The sequence below is a fragment of the Pseudoalteromonas sp. S1609 genome (assembly GCF_005887255.1).
GTDB lineage: Bacteria > Pseudomonadota > Gammaproteobacteria > Enterobacterales > Alteromonadaceae > Pseudoalteromonas.
Map to the genome: position 1 here is coordinate 1 of NZ_PNDJ01000038.1, position 17,193 is coordinate 17,193.

The 17,193-nt window shown below is 40.4% G+C and carries 20 protein-coding genes and 1 riboswitch; all 20 genes read left to right on the top strand.

Going from position 1 to position 17,193, the window contains the following annotated elements; translation table 11 throughout:
* Window positions 1–2 precede the first annotated feature (2 nt).
* The 20 genes from CWB76_RS10960 (at window position 3) to fliE (ending at window position 17,189) form a co-directional block, all read left to right on the top strand.
* Window positions 3–905 (top strand): flagellin N-terminal helical domain-containing protein, encoded by a 903-nt coding sequence (locus CWB76_RS10960; protein WP_138607558.1) that lies wholly within the window; start codon window positions 3–5, stop codon window positions 903–905.
* A 123-nt stretch (window positions 906–1,028) separates the two neighbouring features.
* Window positions 1,029–2,327, top strand: coding sequence for a flagellar filament capping protein FliD (gene fliD / locus CWB76_RS10965; protein ID WP_138607560.1), 1,299 nt, complete (start codon window positions 1,029–1,031; stop codon window positions 2,325–2,327).
* Between the two features lie 6 nt (window positions 2,328–2,333).
* Window positions 2,334–2,720: a flagellar export chaperone FliS gene (fliS, locus tag CWB76_RS10970; RefSeq protein ID WP_138607562.1), complete on the top strand. Its 387-nt coding sequence runs from the start codon at window positions 2,334–2,336 to the stop codon at window positions 2,718–2,720.
* A gap of 227 nt (window positions 2,721–2,947) precedes the next feature.
* A complete protein-coding gene (locus CWB76_RS10975; RefSeq protein ID WP_138607564.1) occupies window positions 2,948–3,283 on the top strand; it encodes a hypothetical protein in 336 nt (111 codons plus the stop codon).
* Window positions 3,280–4,560 carry a flagellar hook-length control protein FliK gene (locus CWB76_RS10980; RefSeq protein ID WP_138607566.1) on the top strand — a complete coding sequence of 427 codons (1,281 nt, stop codon included), beginning with the start codon at window positions 3,280–3,282 and terminating at the stop codon, window positions 4,558–4,560. The genes CWB76_RS10975 and CWB76_RS10980 overlap by 4 nt, the downstream gene beginning before the upstream one ends.
* 25 nt (window positions 4,561–4,585) lie before the next feature.
* Window positions 4,586–5,017 carry a flagellar basal body-associated FliL family protein gene (locus tag CWB76_RS10985; RefSeq protein WP_138607568.1) on the top strand — a complete coding sequence of 144 codons (432 nt, stop codon included), beginning with the start codon at window positions 4,586–4,588 and terminating at the stop codon, window positions 5,015–5,017.
* 9 nt (window positions 5,018–5,026) lie between these two features.
* Window positions 5,027–5,749, top strand: a complete 723-nt coding sequence (locus tag CWB76_RS10990) for a FliA/WhiG family RNA polymerase sigma factor (protein ID WP_138607570.1) — start codon at window positions 5,027–5,029, stop codon at window positions 5,747–5,749.
* 17 nt (window positions 5,750–5,766) lie between these two features.
* Window positions 5,767–6,630 (top strand): flagellar motor stator protein MotA, encoded by an 864-nt coding sequence (motA, locus tag CWB76_RS10995; RefSeq protein WP_138607572.1) that lies wholly within the window; start codon window positions 5,767–5,769, stop codon window positions 6,628–6,630.
* Between the two features lie 2 nt (window positions 6,631–6,632).
* Window positions 6,633–7,628 (top strand): flagellar motor protein MotB, encoded by a 996-nt coding sequence (locus CWB76_RS11000; RefSeq protein ID WP_232735465.1) that lies wholly within the window; start codon window positions 6,633–6,635, stop codon window positions 7,626–7,628.
* The gene (locus CWB76_RS11005) at window positions 7,621–8,025 is read left to right on the top strand and encodes a PilZ domain-containing protein (RefSeq protein ID WP_138607576.1); all 405 of its coding nucleotides are present in this window, start codon (window positions 7,621–7,623) and stop codon (window positions 8,023–8,025) included. Before CWB76_RS11000 ends, CWB76_RS11005 begins: the two co-directional genes overlap by 8 nt.
* Before the next feature lie 28 nt (window positions 8,026–8,053).
* On the top strand, window positions 8,054–8,959 hold the full coding sequence (locus tag CWB76_RS11010; RefSeq protein WP_138607578.1) for a FliM/FliN family flagellar motor switch protein: 906 nt from the start codon (window positions 8,054–8,056) through the stop codon (window positions 8,957–8,959).
* A gap of 3 nt (window positions 8,960–8,962) precedes the next feature.
* A complete protein-coding gene (locus CWB76_RS11015; protein ID WP_055011667.1) occupies window positions 8,963–9,295 on the top strand; it encodes a FliM/FliN family flagellar motor switch protein in 333 nt (110 codons plus the stop codon).
* Between the two features lie 4 nt (window positions 9,296–9,299).
* Entirely contained in the window at window positions 9,300–10,052 is a 753-nt protein-coding gene (gene fliP, locus CWB76_RS11020; protein WP_075170636.1) for a flagellar type III secretion system pore protein FliP, read from the top strand.
* Entirely contained in the window at window positions 10,049–10,318 is a 270-nt protein-coding gene (locus tag CWB76_RS11025; protein ID WP_138607580.1) for a flagellar biosynthetic protein FliQ, read from the top strand. Before fliP ends, CWB76_RS11025 begins: the two co-directional genes overlap by 4 nt.
* Entirely contained in the window at window positions 10,315–11,094 is a 780-nt protein-coding gene (gene fliR, locus CWB76_RS11030) for a flagellar biosynthetic protein FliR (RefSeq protein WP_138607582.1), read from the top strand. Before CWB76_RS11025 ends, fliR begins: the two co-directional genes overlap by 4 nt.
* 4 nt (window positions 11,095–11,098) lie before the next feature.
* On the top strand, window positions 11,099–12,229 hold the full coding sequence (flhB, locus tag CWB76_RS11035; protein ID WP_138607584.1) for a flagellar biosynthesis protein FlhB: 1,131 nt from the start codon (window positions 11,099–11,101) through the stop codon (window positions 12,227–12,229).
* A 16-nt stretch (window positions 12,230–12,245) separates the two neighbouring features.
* The gene (gene flhA, locus CWB76_RS11040) at window positions 12,246–14,321 is read left to right on the top strand and encodes a flagellar biosynthesis protein FlhA (RefSeq protein ID WP_138607586.1); all 2,076 of its coding nucleotides are present in this window, start codon (window positions 12,246–12,248) and stop codon (window positions 14,319–14,321) included.
* 140 nt (window positions 14,322–14,461) lie between these two features.
* Window positions 14,462–14,544, top strand: a riboswitch (cyclic di-GMP riboswitch).
* A 97-nt stretch (window positions 14,545–14,641) separates the two neighbouring features.
* Window positions 14,642–15,514, top strand: coding sequence for a MotY family protein (locus CWB76_RS11045; RefSeq protein ID WP_138607588.1), 873 nt, complete (start codon window positions 14,642–14,644; stop codon window positions 15,512–15,514).
* A 20-nt stretch (window positions 15,515–15,534) separates the two neighbouring features.
* Entirely contained in the window at window positions 15,535–16,848 is a 1,314-nt protein-coding gene (locus CWB76_RS11050) for a sigma-54-dependent transcriptional regulator (RefSeq protein WP_138607590.1), read from the top strand.
* A 17-nt stretch (window positions 16,849–16,865) separates the two neighbouring features.
* Window positions 16,866–17,189 (top strand): flagellar hook-basal body complex protein FliE, encoded by a 324-nt coding sequence (gene fliE / locus CWB76_RS11055; protein ID WP_010391195.1) that lies wholly within the window; start codon window positions 16,866–16,868, stop codon window positions 17,187–17,189.
* Window positions 17,190–17,193 lie beyond the last annotated feature (4 nt).

Below are 17,193 nucleotides of genomic sequence, written 5' to 3' on the forward strand. Positions count from 1 at the left end.
ATATGGCGCCAACTTCAATTCAAAACCAGCTAGGTCGTAGCAACAACGATTTATCAACAGCGCTTGAGCGTTTAGGGTCTGGTTTTAAAATTAACTCTGCAAAAGATGACGCAGCGGGTCTGCAAATCGCATCACGCTTAAACGCACAAGTACGTGGCCAAGAAGCAGCGCTTTATAACTCAAATAATGCAATGTCGATGATGCAAACAGCGGAAGGCGCGTTTGATGAAATGACTAACATTGCCTACCGCATGAAAGAGCTAGCAACACAAGCTGCCAATGGTACAAATGGTGCGGATGAATTTACAGCTATGAATTCGGAATATGTAGCACTAGGTGATGAGCTTGCGAGTATTATGCAAAACACCAGCTTTGGTGGGACTGCTTTATTCGCAATCGCTGCTACTGCAAATGATGGTACAGCAGCCGATAAACGTGTTACCGCAGAGGTTATTGCCGCTGATACAGGGAAATTTGAAGCCGCAGCAGGCGTAACTTTTCAAGTGGGCTCGTCAACTGCTGAAACGTTAAGTGTCGGTATTGCAACAGAAATTGCAAGTTTACATGCATCTGTTGGTACTGCTGCTGCAGATCAGACGGCTCTAGGTGTACTTGATACTCAGGCAAATGCCCTGTTAGCTATGGCTGAAGTGGATACACTTGTTGAAAATATCGGCACAGCACGTTCAGCACTAGGTGCGTCAATGAATCGTCTTGACCATACTATGAATAACGTAACCAACATGAAAGAAAATACTCAAGCGGCAGCGTCTACACTGATGGATGCTGATTTTGCGGCAGAAACGTCTAACATGACTAAGCAACAGTTACTTATGAACTCAGGTATTTCTGTATTGAGTACTGCTAACAGCACAACACAAATGATTGGTTCACTACTTCGTTAATAGTGATAGATCAATTAAGTATGCATAGCTACATCTAAGATGTAGCTATTATTGTTTATAGTCATAAGTAAAAATGTTTAACCTAGATTTTTTTGCTTATAACTAAAATGCCTGGAGAATAAAATGAGTGCTGCATTAGGGATTAATCCTGGTCAACTAGCTAGTCAATATACGCAAATTGAGCGAGCTTCAAAAGATCAGCTTTTAAATACTAAAAATGCTGATTTCACTAACAAAATAAAAGCGTTAGATGGGCTAAAAAGCAGTATAACTAGCTTTCACAGTGATTTAAAAGCGAGTTTAAAATCAGAAACGAGTTTGTTTACTAACAGTACTGCCGTTAGTGATGAAACAACATTGAATGTAGTCGCAAATGGTGATGCTGCTAGCGGAAATTATGATATTTTTGTTGAGCAGCTAGCACAAGCGCATCAAGTTGCACTCAGTTTCGATCCTACAAAAGCATTGAGCACTGATGGCGAATTAAATATTGATTTAGCTGGAGAGTCCTTTTCGGTTGATTTATCTACTTTAGACGCAGATGCTAAACTCAGTGATTTAGCCAATGCCATTAATAGCCATGCAGATAATAGTGGTGTAAAAGCAACATTAATGCGCTCTGGTAGTGAAACATTTTTAGTCATGACGAGTGAAGATTCAGGTGTTGCAAATCAGATATCGTTAAATTATATGCCTGGCTTAGATGCTAATGGTACAGATATAACAAATGCTATAGCTAACCAAACAGAGCTAACTAATGGCCAAGACTCAATTATTAAGCTTGGTGCAAGTTCAGCTTTAACGATTACCTCTACAACGAACACGCTTGAGGATGTTATTGATGGAGTAACATTAACATTGACAAAGGCGCAAAATATTGGGGATACACCGATTCGTGTTGGGGTTGCACAAGATCAGGAAGCAAGTAAGTCTAATATTCAGGGTTTTGTAGATAAGTTTAATAGTTTAGTCAATGGCATTACTTCTAACGATAATTTAAAGCGCGATAGCTTAGCAAGTGGGCTTGCTCGCTCAATGCGAAACGACTTTCAAGGCACCTTTGAGGGAAAGACGCTCTATTCTGTTGGAATTGAGTTTGATCGTAACGGTAGCTTAAAAATTAATAGCGAACGTTTAGAAGCAGCAATGACCAATGATCCTGAAAAATTAACTAGAATGTTAACAGGTGAAGATGGGTTAATGGCTAAATTAGAAGAACGAGTAGAGCCATACACAAAAAGCTATGGCTTAATGAGCGATAAAAAAGATACATTACAATCAAGCTTGGATATTATTGTTAGGCAGCAAAAAAACCATGAAGTGTCTATGGAGCAAGTGTATCAACGTTACTTGTCGCAGTTTACACAAATGCAACAGACTATTGCGCAATTAGAATCTACAATGGGTCAATTTGGGAGCTAAACATAGATGTTAGATTTAAATGATGGCTTTTCAGCCTATAAAAGTACATCAGTAGATGCAAAAGCGGCCAGTGCCGATATTCATAAATTAGTTTTGATGTTATTTGATGGTTTTTCAGATGAGCTTGAAAAAGTCACTGGCCACATAAAACAAAAAAGATACGATAAAAAAGCAGAAAGTATTGAAAAGCTGATGCGTATTTTAGGCGGGCTTGAGGCCTCATTGGATCTTGAAAAGGGCGGTGAGGTAGCGCAAAACATGCAAAACCTTTATCAGCATTGTGGGCAAGCATTATTACAAGCCAGTATGAAGAATGACTTGAGCTATATTGACTCCACCCGTGTAGTGATGACCAACTTGCAAGAAGGGTGGCAAGGCTTAGGCACACAGTAAACGTTTAAAAGCCAGCTACCCATAGCTGGCTTTTTTATTTTAAATTCAGCTGCTTTTTAAACTTCCTCTATTACCTAAGTGACCATCCTACTGCTAATTCATGACAGATCACTTCCTTCCTAGGGGGAAGTTCCGCTTCCGCTTTTCACTGCTTTTATTTAATTTAACTTTAAAAAACAAGGGTTTAATTTTGGCTTGTTTTTTGCTAAATGAAATGTGAACTTATAATGAATTTAGTATTGCCAATGGAACACTCTCAAAAATACGCAGCGCAAAAAATGGAACAATTACTTAGTGCTATGGAAAATGCTATCCATGAGAGTAATTGGTATCAAGTTAAAGCAGCCGATAAGCAGTTACTTGCACTTTACACACAGTTACAAAGCATGCCTTGGTTTAGTTCAATGGTAGCTGAACAAAATAACTTAAAAGCACGTTATGTTGACTTAATTGACCTTGTGGGCCAAAAGCAAGCGGCCATTAAAGTACAAATGCAGCGCCATCAAGAGGATAAAGAGGGCTTAATGGCTTATAAAAAAGTACAACAAGGACTGTCGCTATGAGTATTCAAACAAATACAATGGTGTCAAAGACTGACTTTGGCAGTGTTGCTAATAAGCAAAGCATATTAAAAAGCAGCTCACCAGCAGATGCGCAAGAACAACAGAACGAGCTTGTGCCATTTTCGCTTTCTTCAAAGCAGCAGCAAGCAAAACAGCAAGATTTGCATGTTGAGCAACCTCGCGAGAGCTCAGAGCAGCTAGCGCAAGAAGAAGTCACTGAAGAAATAATAAATCCATACTTTTTTAGCACCGCTAATTATAACCTCGATAACAATAAAAAAAACGCGCCTGTTATGACTATACTTAACCAAAATAATAACCTTGTAGTTGATAGCGACACTGTAGTAGTGGAAACACTACCAGTACAGCTTGTTATTGATGAGCAGTTAAAGAGTAAGACTTTAGAGACTCAGCACGAAGTCAGCATTGTAGCTCAAGAGCCCGCTAAAACTGCGCTCGCACAAAATACGACTGTGCATAGTGATGCTTTAACTGTGCCTGCTGCAGCTATAAACGTAGCGCCAGCGGATACACTCGTTAATAAAGAATTAAACACACTCGATTTAGCCAAAACACCACAAACATTGTATTCACAAGCGCTTTTGAACCGATTAAATCAACCATCAGTAATGTCGAACACTTATGGACAAGCGCAGTCAAGTAGCTTAACCAGTGAGCAAATATCCACACAACCGAGTATTGGGCTCAGTAAACTCGAGCTTGCTGCGCTGTCACAAAATCCGCAATCGAAAATATTTAATGCTGAAAGCCGTGAAGGTAGCAGTCAAAAATCAGCATTAGTGAGTGCTTTCTCATCTGCCGCCACCGCACCAGAAACCTTTGAGTGGCAAAAAGAGAAATTAAAAGAGGCACCCAGTGAATGGGGGCAGCGCTTATTACATGTACTTGGCGATAAGGTAAAATTGCAAATAGGGCAGCAGCTACAGCGGGCGCAAATTAGATTAGACCCTCCTAACCTCGGTAGTATTGAAATATCTATCAATATCGAAGGGGATAAAACTTCAGTCAGTTTAATTACGAGTAATACGCAGGTAAGAGATGCCATCGCGCAAACTTTAGAGCAGTTACGCCAGTCTTTGTCGCAAAATTCAAATACCACAGTTGATGTTAATTTGAGTGATAAACAGCAGCAATCTCATCACCAAAATGACAATGACGACATTGCAAGTAATCACACTGAGATGCCTTCAATGGATGATGACAGCAACACTCGCGCATCTAAGCTGCAATCAGACTCGTTAGATTTATTAGTATAACTACCTTGGATTAAGAGAGATAAAAGTGAAAAAAATAATAATAGCCCTAACTGTAATTGTACTTATTGCGTCTGCATTTTTTGCGGGACAGTTTTTTAACGGCAGTGACTCATCAGAAGAAGGCCCGCAAGCCGATATAACAAAGGTTGAATATCATCAAATGGAGCGCTTCATTATAAGCGTATCAGAAGGGTCAGTTGCGCGTTATTTAGTGCTCGACTTAGTACTTGTAACTTCGCCGTCTATTTTCAATACAGGGACAGAAGCGATGGAGCCGCTAGTGAGAAATGTACTCGTAAAACAGTTTGCTAATATGAGCCACAGCCAAGTAAAAGAAGCTTTTAAAGATATCGATGCAATTCAAAAAGATTTACTCGAGCAGTTTAATGTGGTTTTAGCAAATGCGGTTTCAGTTCGATTAGATAACGTACTCGTTACGAACGTCTTCATTCAATAGGTCATCGCTATGATGCTGCAAGAAGAGTGGGGTGAGTTAATAACAGAACCACCAGTCACCTTTACACCACAAAAAGAGACGCAACTATTATCGCAGTACGCTTACTTGGTTAATCGGGCGGCTGCACACATGCGCACTCAAGTGGGCATTATTGTCGATAGTGATGATATTTACCAAATAGGCATTATTGCGCTGCTTTCGTCTATTCGTCGCTATGGCCGGGATTTAGATGAGAAATTTGCTGCATTTGCGTTTAAGCGTATTCGTGGTGCTATGTTAGATGAATTTAGGCGTGTCGATTGGCGCCCTCGCCAGTTGCGGCAGCAGTCTCATCAGCTTCGTGATATGAGCCGTTCACTGCAAAAAAAGCTTGGTCGTGATGCAACAGACACTGAGATGTGTGAGGCGTTAGGGATTAGCCATAAAGAGCTTATTCAGCTGCATTACAGTGAGCAAGCTGAGGCATTTGATAGCCTTGAAGCGCTATTGGAGGCTAATCCTAACTTAGCGCTTACCTGTGCACATGCACACGAAAAAGAAGAGACAGCAGCCACCCTCAAAATGGCGATGAGCAAACTAAATACCCGAGAAAAGCTGCTCTTGCAATTATATTACATGCACGAAATGAATATGAAAGAGATTGCATTAACGCTCGATTTAACCGAGGCACGTGTTTGCCAACTTCATAAACAAGCACTTGAAGCGCTGACACAAACGCTTCAAAAAATCTAATACCTAAGGAATAAAGAATGCAAAGAGTTATAGGTTTAATAGTAGTACTTGCAACAGTATTAGGTGGTTTTGCGTTTGCGGGCGGCAACATCGCCACTATGTGGCAGCCATACGAGTTTTTAATTATTTTTGGCGCAGGCTTAGGGGCGCTAATTGTGGGTAATTCAAAATATGTACTGACAGAAATGTTATCGCAATTAAAGTATCAGTTTATTAGTGGTAAAGGAACCGATACGTCTGAGCTTTACCATGACTTGTTACTGGTTATTTACTCTTTATTAGATCTAGCCAGAGTGAAAGGTATAAAGGGGTTGGATGAGCATGTTGAAAACCCAGAAACTAGCTCTATTTTTCTTGCCTACCCTAAAGTGTATGAGTTCCCTCAGCTAGTAACTTTTATTTGCGATAACTTACGTTTGTTTAGTATGGGAAAAATTAACTCGCATGATTTTGATGCCATGTTAGAGCAAGAGATTTACACCATTGAAGAGCAGCGCCTTAAGCCTTCTCATTCATTGGCTAATATTGCTGAAGCTATGCCTGGTTTTGGTATTTTAGCAGCGGTTGGCGGCATTATTATTACTATGCAGCACCTTGATGGACCTTTGAGTGAAATTGGCTACCATGTAGCCGCGGCGTTGGTGGGTACTTTTATTGGTATTTTTGCTTGTTACTGTTTAATTGCACCGCTTGCCTCAGCGATGGAGCAGTATGTGAAAAAACAAGTAGCGATGTTTGAGTGTGTGCGTGCCATGTTAGTGGCGCATGCTAAAGGGCATGTGCCTATTGTGGCGACTGATTCAGGCCGAAAATTAATTAATGAAGAAATTAAACCGACCTTCACCACCATGGAAGAGTGGATCAATAATAAGGCGGCTTAATAATGGAAAACAAAAATCAAGAAATCGTCATCAAACGCTCTCGTAGAAGAGCAACCGAAAAGCCTCATGGTGGTGCTTGGAAGGTTGCCTTTGCCGATTTTACTTTGGCGATGATGGCGTTTTTTATGGTGATGTGGATTATGGCGATCACCAATGAATCAGAGCGTGAAGAAATAGCACACTACATGCGAACTCACTCAATTTTTGATGGTGGCCCCGCTATTTTTGACCCTCAAAATAGCCCATTCCCCGTTGATTTAGGGGGTTCTCCTTCAGTAATTAAACACCTAGAGTCGGGAATTACGCCTCCAGACTCTCCAAAACCTGGAATGAGTGAAGTATTACAAGTGCCCGATGGCACCGTTGAGCCTAAAGCTGGGCAAGGCGAGAAGTTAAATTCAGCAATTGATAGCCAATTTGAAGCTTCATCTGAGCTGAGCTTATTACTGGAAAGTATTGAGGAACTCAGTAAAGAAGAGTTACTAAAAAATAACTTACTAGTTGAAGAAGTGCCCCTGGGGCTAAGAGTGATCATTAGAGACGACAAGCACCACCAAATGTTTGAACGCTCAAAGTCGCAAATGACCCCATTTTTTGAAGATCTATTTCTATACCTTGGCGGCTTAGTTAAAGACATTAACAACAAAATTATTATTTCTGGGCACAGCGATGCCAGCTTATTTGTTGATGGCAGCTCTCGTAATTGGGACATTTCTGGCGATAGAGCGCAGCAAGCAAGAAAAGTAATGACTATGGGCGGAATGCCATCAAGTCAGGTGCTTCAAGTAAATGCGTTTTCATCAAATCGGCCAATTAATAAAGAAAATAAGAAAGCCAGCGAAAACAGACGTGTTGAACTGCTGATCTTAACTAAAGATGCGCAGGATAAATTTAACCAATTATTTGATGATAGCAACATTAACAATCCGATAAAAAAAGCGGCTGGTGCGGCAACGGCTAACAAACCCGTGCTACGTCTTGAAGAGAATTATGAGTAACCAACCAGACACTAAACGAAGTTACAAAAGATGGAACTTAAACCTCAAAGATAATTACGAGCCTGAGTCAGTTCAGCTTGGCGGAGTAGGCGTGCAGTTATTACGCCGTTGTTTTATTGATATTTCACTATGCCATGGTGTGGCAAAAGATATTAGCGTGGGCGGTGTGGGTTTATTAGTGCCTGCTGAAAAGACGATCCCCAATAAAATTATTGTGGTGTTTGATAAAACTAATCGATTGGCAGGCAAGGTGATGTATCGTCGTGCAGTGAGTGAAAAATTAATGTTTTTAGGGGTTGAGTGGATAAGCAAAAATGAGCGCTTACGCAGCGATATTGTTAATCGTTTACAGTTACAAGCCCAATTGAAAAAAGCCAAAAAGACGAGCATAAGCTGAATATAAATGAATCAGGAAAAACAGTGGTATGAGTAAAACGTTAAACGCTAAAACAAAGCTAATTAAAGCGAAAAATTCTGAGCATATTACTCCATTTGCACTCACGCTTGAGCAAAGAGCATATGAACAAGCACAACAAAAAGCAGCGCACATAAACGTTAATATTCGTAAAACTTTGGAGTTAGAGCTAGCCCAATTGTTTAACGACAGCCGTTTTGATGTCGAAATTTCGCCTTGTTCGCATTCGGTTATTAACAGTTGGTTTAAAGAATCCCCAAGGATATTTCTTGCCTGTCCTTTATTTGCGCCTACTCAAGGTGAGGCCTATTTAGCGCTTGATTATCAAAGTGCATATAAAACAGCGGATTTATGCTTAGGTGGGCAATTTAATAATGTTAACAGCACAGAGCAAGTCTCTGACGAGGTGAATAACGAATTAAGCTCAACAGAAAGCCGTATTTGTGGTCGTTTACTACAGCGCCAAGTGCAGGGCATTCAAGGCTTATTATTTAGAGAACGCTCAGCGTTATTAGGTGAGATACAAAAATCTCATACCTTACCTGAAGCATTACAATACTTAGCCTTTAAAGTGCGGTTTATATTAGAAAACCAAGTAATAAGTTGGTTTTTATGGCTGCCAATTAGCTTTTTTTGCGCAGCTGATAGCGAGCAAGATTCTGCAAATAGTAACACACTCAATACTGATATGTGGGCACAGTTTGCGGTGCAAGGTCAGATTGAAATGGCAAAGAAAAAAGTCACTTTAAAGCAATTAAAAGCTTGTGTGGCCGGCGGTGTATTACCCATTGAACTTAACGAAGCAGCGCTATTTAACCTAGGCCATAAACAAATATTTAAAGGCCAAGTCGTTGAGCAAGAGACTGGCTTAGCATTTCAAATTACACAATTATCAAATAATACAACGAGTAACTAAATTATGAACGAGAACCTTGATAGCGCCTTAGCGGGCTTAGAGCTTGATGCTTTTGATGGATTTGATGACAAATCTGCTGATAAAACTAATGAAGGGAATATGTCATTTTTTCAAGATGTTCCTTTACTCGTCACTCTTGAAGTAGCAAGTACTGAAATTACCTTAGGCGAGCTTAGTCAAGCCAAAGAAGGCGATGTGCTTAAGCTAGACAAAGTAGCTGGTGAAGCGCTTGATGTAAAAGTGAATGGGGTATTTTTTGCTAAAGCAGAAGTGGTAATGGTTGAAGGGCAGTATGGTTTGAAATTTGCTCAAACAGATACCGCAAAGGATCAGTAAACAAATGAATAAACGCGTAATTTTTAAAGTTAGCCTACTGTTAATCATGTTGTTTTTACCAAGCTGGCTAAATGCAGAAGAACTTACGCTGTTTTCTCTAAAAGATACGGCCGACGGACAAGACTACAGCGTTAAACTGCAAATACTCTTATTAATGACGGTATTGAGTTTATTGCCTGCGCTACTGATGGTTTTAACGTCGTTTACCAGAATCATCATTGTATTGGCGATTTTGCGCCAAGCTATGGGGTTACAACAAAGCCCGCCGAATAAAATTTTAATTGGCATCTCACTGATGCTCACTATGTTGATTATGCGACCAGTTTGGCAAGACATTTATCAAAACGCGTATACGCCTTTTCAGCAGCAAACCATAGGATTAGAGGAAGCTTTACTCACCGCAGAAAAGCCTTTGCGTGCTTTTATGCTCAGACAAACTCGCGAAAGTGAATTACGCCAAGTGTTATTAATAGCCAATGAGCCAACCACTCTCACCGCGCAAGAGATTCCGTTTGAAGTGTTAATGCCTGCGTTTGTATTAAGTGAGCTCACAACGGCCTTTCAAATTGGCTTTATGTTATTTATTCCTTTTTTAATCATTGATTTAGTTGTTAGTAGTGTGCTGATGTCTATGGGTATGATGATGCTATCACCGCTGATCATTAGCTTACCGTTTAAGCTCATGGTATTTGTACTTGCCGATGGCTGGTCAATGATAGCAGGTACGCTGGCAGCAACATTTGGAATGTCACCATGACCCCAGAAATGTCGGTAGAGCTTATTTCAAGCGCAGTTTACACCATCATAAAACTGATTTTAGTCTTAATTGTGCCGGGTTTAATACTTGGTATTGTGGTGGCTATTATTCAAGGTGCGACCTCTATTCAAGAGCAAACCCTAACGTTCTTACCGCGTATGTTATTAACCTTATTAATGGTGGTATTTGCGGGACATTGGATGCTACAAATTATGATTGATTGGTTTGATAAGCTCAAATTTATGTTACCTGGGGTATTTGGTTGAGCTCATTACTCTCTTTAACGTCTACTGATTTAGTCAGCTGGATGGGCACGCTTTGGTGGCCATTTGTACGCTTTTCTGCACTTTTATGGTCTATGCCGGTATTTGACAATCCGGCGGTAACGCCACGCTCTCGTATTTTAGTGTCTATGATGTTGGCTTTTTTAGTTGCTCCGCAGTTACCACTTGCACCTGCTATTGACTTGTTTTCTTTAGATGCCGCCATCTTAACCTTCGAACAAATTATTTTTGGGGTAATGATGGGGTTATCGCTGCGTATTTTGTTTGAAGTAATGGCAATGATAGGGCTGATCTTATCCATGCAGATGGGCTTATCAATGGCGCTAGTTATGGACCCCGGCAGTGGTAACCAAGTGGCATTATTGGGACAGTTATTTTGGATTATGTGTGCATTACTTTTTTTTGCCGCAGATGGTCACTTAATAACTTTGCAGGTTATGGTAGAGAGCTTTCATAGCTTCCCGATTGGTCGCAGTATTTATGAGTTTGATATTCAGGCGATTATTATGTTGTTTGCGTGGATGTTTTCCTCTTCTTTATTGCTGTCACTACCAGGGATAGTCGCCATGTTATTGGTTAACTTAACCTTTGGTGTAGCAAGTAGGGCGGCGCCGTCATTAAATATTTTTGTATTGGGTTTCCCTATGTCGCTATTGATGGGGTTTTTCTGCGTATTTATGACCTTAGAGTACACAGGAAGTGCGTTTTCAAGGCTAACGTATCATGTGCTAACAACCTTTGCACAGGCGATGAGGTAGCGGTATGTCTGAAAATAGCTCGCAAGAAAAAACAGAACAACCCACAGAGAAACGGCTAAAAAAAGCCAAAGAAGACGGCCAAGTCGCGCGCTCAAAAGAGCTCAATACCGCTATTTTATTAATGGTTAGTATTGCTGGGTTATTGTGGTTTGCCAATTTATTTTACAGCTTATTTGTAAACTTAATGAACAGTACTATGGTGCTGGATCACTCTATTATTAATAATAAAAAAATGATGCCCATCGCATTGGGTGACGCCATTATGAATATGCTATCGACTCTCACGCCGTTTTTATTATTAAGCTTTTGCGCAATGTGGATCACTGGGTGTTTACCTGGTGGGTTTGTGTTTTCAAAAAAACTCGTGGCGCTAAAAATGAGCAAGCTCAACCCACTAACCGGGTTAGGCAAAATGTTTGGTAAACAGTCGTTAGTAGAGCTACTTAAATCAATACTAAAAATAACCTTACTGGCGATTTGCTTATATACCTTTTTAACTAAGCTGTGGATGCAGCTGATGGTATTACAAAACTTAGATATAAAAGTGGCGATAGGCCAAGGCATTGAGTTGTTATTTTTATCGTTAATGATCACGGTAACTTTACTACTTTTTATTGCAGTTATTGATGTGCCTTTTCAGCAAAAACAGATTGCTGATAAAATAAAAATGACCCACCAAGAAGTAAAAGAAGAGCGTAAATCTTCAGATGGTAGCCCTGAGATAAAAAATAAAATTCGGCAAATACAATATCAGCAATCGAATAGAAAAATTGAAGAGCGTGTTCCCACTGCTGATGTGATTGTCACTAATCCTACTCATTATGCTGTGGCAATAAAGTACAGTGAAGAAGCGGCTAAAGCCCCTTATGTTGTCGCTAAAGGCGTAGATGAAATGGCGCTGAGAATACGCGAAGTCGCCCGCATGAATAACAAAGAAATTATAGAGATCCCCGCATTAGCACGGGCTATTTACTTTTCGACTCGGGTCGACCAAGAAGTGCCCAACGGCTTATACAGTGCGGTTGCCTATGTACTGACCTATGTATTGCAATTAAAAGCATACAAGCAAGGGCGAGGACAAGCACCCGCCGCATTGCCTGAATTAACAATCCCTAAAAACTTACAGAAACCTTAGATGTTGGAGTTATAATTTGAACTGGCGCAGTTTTACTCAACCTTATACCGCTATTCCTATTTTGCTGTTAGCTGTTTTGTCGATGGTTATTTTGCCATTACCAGGATGGTTATTAGATGCATTATTTACCTTCAACATTGTATTGTCGGTGATTGTATTGTTGGTCGCTGTGTCTACTAAAAAGCCACTCGATTTTTCTGTATTTCCGACTATTTTGTTAGTCGCTACCTTGATGCGTTTAACCCTAAATATTGCCTCAACACGTGTGGTGTTACTGCATGGCCATGAAGGCTCAGATGTGGCAGGTCGCGTTATTCAGGCGTTTGGTGAAGTGGTTATAGGCGGTAACTACGTCGTTGGTATTGTGGTGTTTGTTATTTTAATGGTGATTAACTTTGTGGTTATTACTAAAGGCGGTGAGCGTATTTCTGAGGTGGCTGCGCGATTTACTTTAGACGCTATGCCCGGTAAACAAATGGCAATTGATGCGGATTTAAATGCCGGATTAATTGGCCCTGAGCAAGCAAAAGAGCGACGCAGTACTATAGCCCAAGAAGCCGATTTTTATGGCTCTATGGATGGCGCCTCTAAGTTTGTGCGCGGTGATGCCATTGCAGGTTTAATTATATTAGTGATCAACCTGTTGGGCGGTGTATCAATAGGTGCTTTCCAACATGGTTTAAGTTTAGCCGAAGCGTTCCAACGTTTTGCGCTGTTAACTATAGGTGATGGCTTAGTTGCGCAAATTCCTTCGTTATTACTCGCGGTTGCTGCGGCAATTATTGTTACGCGTATGAACGATGAAGGCGATGTAAGTGAAGCAGTAGGTAAGCAGTTACTTGCCTCTCCGCGTGTTATTTTTACTGCTGCATTAATTATGGTTACGCTTGGTATTGTGCCAGGTATGCCCACTGTCGCCTTTTTAGGGTTTGCCGCGCCATTATTTTATGTTGCTTGGCGATTACAACGCTCTCTCCCCGATAACTCTTTAATTGAAGCCGAACAAATGACCAACACCATTTTAAGTGAGCAACAGGCTAACTTAGAATGGGGAGATATTTCTCATGTTGATAAGTTGTCGGTTGAGCTTGGCTTTCGTTTGGTTTATTTGGCCGATAAAGACAAAGGGGAAGAGCTGGTAAAAACCTTAAGAGGTGTGCGTAAAAATCTTTCTGAGCAACTTGGATTTTTATTACCGGAGATCAGAATAAAAGATAACCTAAAATTAAATCCACAAGAATACAAAGTAAACTTAGCCGGTGTGCCTGTTGCAAGTGCTAATGTAAACGCCAAAGAGTTACTCGCGTTAAATACCGGTGATGTATACGGCAGCTTAGATGGTGAATTAACCACTGATCCTGCTTATGGGCTTGAGGCCGTTTGGATAAAAGATGACAGCAAAACCCAAGCATTAAATATGGGTTACTCTGTGGTTGATTTAGGCACCATTATTGCTACTCATACCGGCAAAGTGATCAAAGAACATTTAGATGAGTTATTTAGTTATGAAGACGTACAAAAGCTAAATGAACGGCTAAAAGAAATCTCACCTAGCTTAGCCGAAACCTTCGAAAAAGCATTACCGACTAATTTACAGCTAAAAGTGATTCGTTTACTACTAAAAGAACACATAAGTATTAAAGACATAGTCACTATTGCCGGCACATTAATAGACAGCGTAGAGGTAACTAAAGATCCGATTTTGCTGGTTTCAGACGTACGCTGTGCACTGCAAAAAGTATTGGTAAAACAGGTGATGGGTAACCGTGATGAACTCAGTGCTTACAGCTTAGATGAAAAGCTAGAAAGCACTTTACAAAGCTCACTTGATCAAGCCATGCAGGCGGGCAAAGTAGTACTAGATAGTTTTGCGGTAGATCCTAATTTACTGGGGCAATTTCAACGCACCATGCCGATGATAGTCGAAGACATGAAATCAAGAGGTGTAACACCAACATTAATTGTGGTTCCACAGCTAAGACCGCTGCTGGCACGTTATGCTAAAACTTTTACTAAAGGCAGCTTAGTTGTTCTTTCTTATAATGAAATTCCAGATACTATCCGCGTAGATATACTCGGTTCGTTAGGATAAATAGTTGTAAATGTAGTGTAAAATGAATTGACTATGAATTTTATAGAGTAATGTTTGCATTTAGTGATATTTAACTATAGTCTACTGTTTTTATTGTACATAATTACTAGTTTTTATGTTGGTTTAAAATAATGCATAAGTAAATTAAACGGCAAACTATGCGAAAGCATAGGACGCAAAGCTCCCAGTCTAAGGCAATCGCTACGATCGTGGGGTTACATTAACTTAGTGATATTCATTAATACTGTGTTTGTATTTGTTGTATTTCGCTATTGATTTAAAAAACTTAATTGTTCTATTTAACTTTATACGGAATATACATGAATAGATTAACTCAGCTTATTAAATTTGCATTGCCCTGTGCTGTGTTTATGTTGCCGCAGGGGCACGCATCAGAGCAAAATCTGGTGCAAAGCTACGAAAACTCCACCTGGTCAGTCAGTAGCAACCCGTTTGCTTGCTCTCTCAAGCAGCGCTTTGATAATTATGCGCTACTTGAAGTGAAATCAGTACCAGCACAACAGCAACAACTTGTATTTACTTGGCTTTTACAAGATAAACCGATAAAAAGTTTGCATGTTCTCTCTCGTAAAGCCGATTGGCAGCCAGCAAATACAGTTCTCACGCCATTAAACTTTATGTCTAAAGATATTAAAGACAATGAAATACAATTTTCTGCAGATATGACCCCATTACTTCGCGTTATTAAGCAGGGCGGTTGGTTAGACAGCATTATAAACTTTGGTGATGAACAACTTCGCCTTACCTTTACTAATACCCATAGCGATAAAATAGTTGCAGATTATCAGCAGTGTTTAGCTAGTTTATCTCCGCTTTCTTGGGAGCAAGCACGCGACCATCAATTACAGTTTGCTAGTGGGCAGCGCACAGTAACAACGGCTAAAGATCTTAAATTTTTAAAAGATTTAGTGCGTTACATCTCTTTAGACAGTCGCGTAAGTAAAGTGCTAGTTGATGGCCACACAGATAATACGGGCTCGCCGCTGTCAAATCGGTTGCTTTCAAAAGAAAGAGCAGATGACGTAGCTGCCAGACTCATTGAATTTGGCTTACCCAAAGACATGTTAGAAGTAAGAGCGCATGGTCAACGCTATCCCATTATAAAAAACTCGGAGCAGGGCGCATCGTCTAATCGCCGTGTTTTAGTTCGTCTTTTCCGACACTCAAGTTAATTGCACTGCAAAGGAAAAATATGAGTCAAAGATACCTTTTATGGATCAGTGAGCAGCAGCCAACGCCTGAGATTCAGCAAGTTGTATTTGCCGAAAATTTTAAGTTTCTGCATACAAACTCCATCAGCGATGCGGTTAGCCACTGCCTTATAAGTAAGCCAGAGCTTGTGTTTGTTGATGCAGATACTCAACAACTCGAACTGGTTGAATTAGTAAAATTACTGCGTAAAACATGCCCCACTTCGCAAATTGTGACGTTAGTCGATTCTTCACAAAGTGAAATTGCTTCAAAAACAATTAATAATGGTGGCGCTGTTGATTACTTATTAAAACCTTTCTTTGCTGAGCAGCTTAAAAAAACAATCAGAAACACTGATTCAATGAAGCATGGGTTTGAAGATTTAATCGCTGTTTCAACTAAGTCACAACAAGTACTGCGTTTAGCTAATCGAGCTGCCCAAACATCGGCAGGGGTGTTAATCACCGGCGAATCGGGAACAGGTAAAGAGAAGTTAGCGCACTTTATTCATAAATCCTCAGACCGTAAAGATAAGCCATTTATTGCAGTTAACTGTGCTGCAATCCCAGAAAATATGCTCGAAGCCATGTTATTTGGATTTAATAAGGGGGCATTCACCGGTGCGGTAAATGCTCAGCCGGGAAAATTTGAACTGGCCAATGGCGGTACTATTTTACTGGATGAAATTACTGAGCTGCCATTGGATTTACAAGCTAAATTACTGAGGGTATTGCAAGAGCGCGAAGTTGAAAGACTCGGTAGTCATCAAAAAATAAAATTAGATATACGCATTATTGCCGCCTCCAACCGCATATTGCGTGAACAAGTTGAGCAAGGCGCTTTTCGTGAAGACTTATTTTACCGTTTAGATGTATTACCGCTTAGTTGGCCTGCACTTCGGGATCGTGTTGATGACATCATTCCGTTGGCTCATCACTTTATCAAAAAATATGGCAACTCTGAGTTCCACATTAGTAAACAAGCAGAAGATGTGATGCTTTGTTACAACTGGCCGGGCAATGTACGGGAAATTGAAAACGTGATTCAACGTGCATTAGTGATGGCCAGAGGTGTTGAAATTCAGGTTGAAGATTTAAATTTACCGCAATGTTCACCTGCAGCGGCGGCTTTTTGTGCCACGCAGTTGAAGGAGAATAAAAAGCAGGCGGAGTTTGATTATATATACAGTTTATTGAGTCGGTTTAAAGGTCATCGTACTCAAACAGCACAGGCGCTTGGCGTAACTACCCGAGCATTAAGATATAAAATTGCCGCTATGCGTGAATGCGGTATTGATATTGATGCAATTGCATAATTTGAAGGAAAAAAAGAATGTCGCCAATTGAAAGTCAACAAATGATGCTGGGCAAAATGATGGACATGCAAAAAATTGCAGGTCCAGAGAGCATAGAGCCGGCTGCTATCAGTAATCAAAATGTAAATATTAGTGAAGACTTTAAGCATGTTATTCGCTCTATCAACGCCCAACAAAATATTGCCGGTGAAATGGTTAAAGCCGTTGATACTGGTGAAAGTGAAGATGTGGTAGGCGCAATGATCGCCAGTCAAAAAGCGGGGCTTAGTTTTTCTATGCTGATGGAAATGCGCAATAAAGTGCTCAATGGCATTGATGATGTCATGCGCATGTCACTGTAGAGGC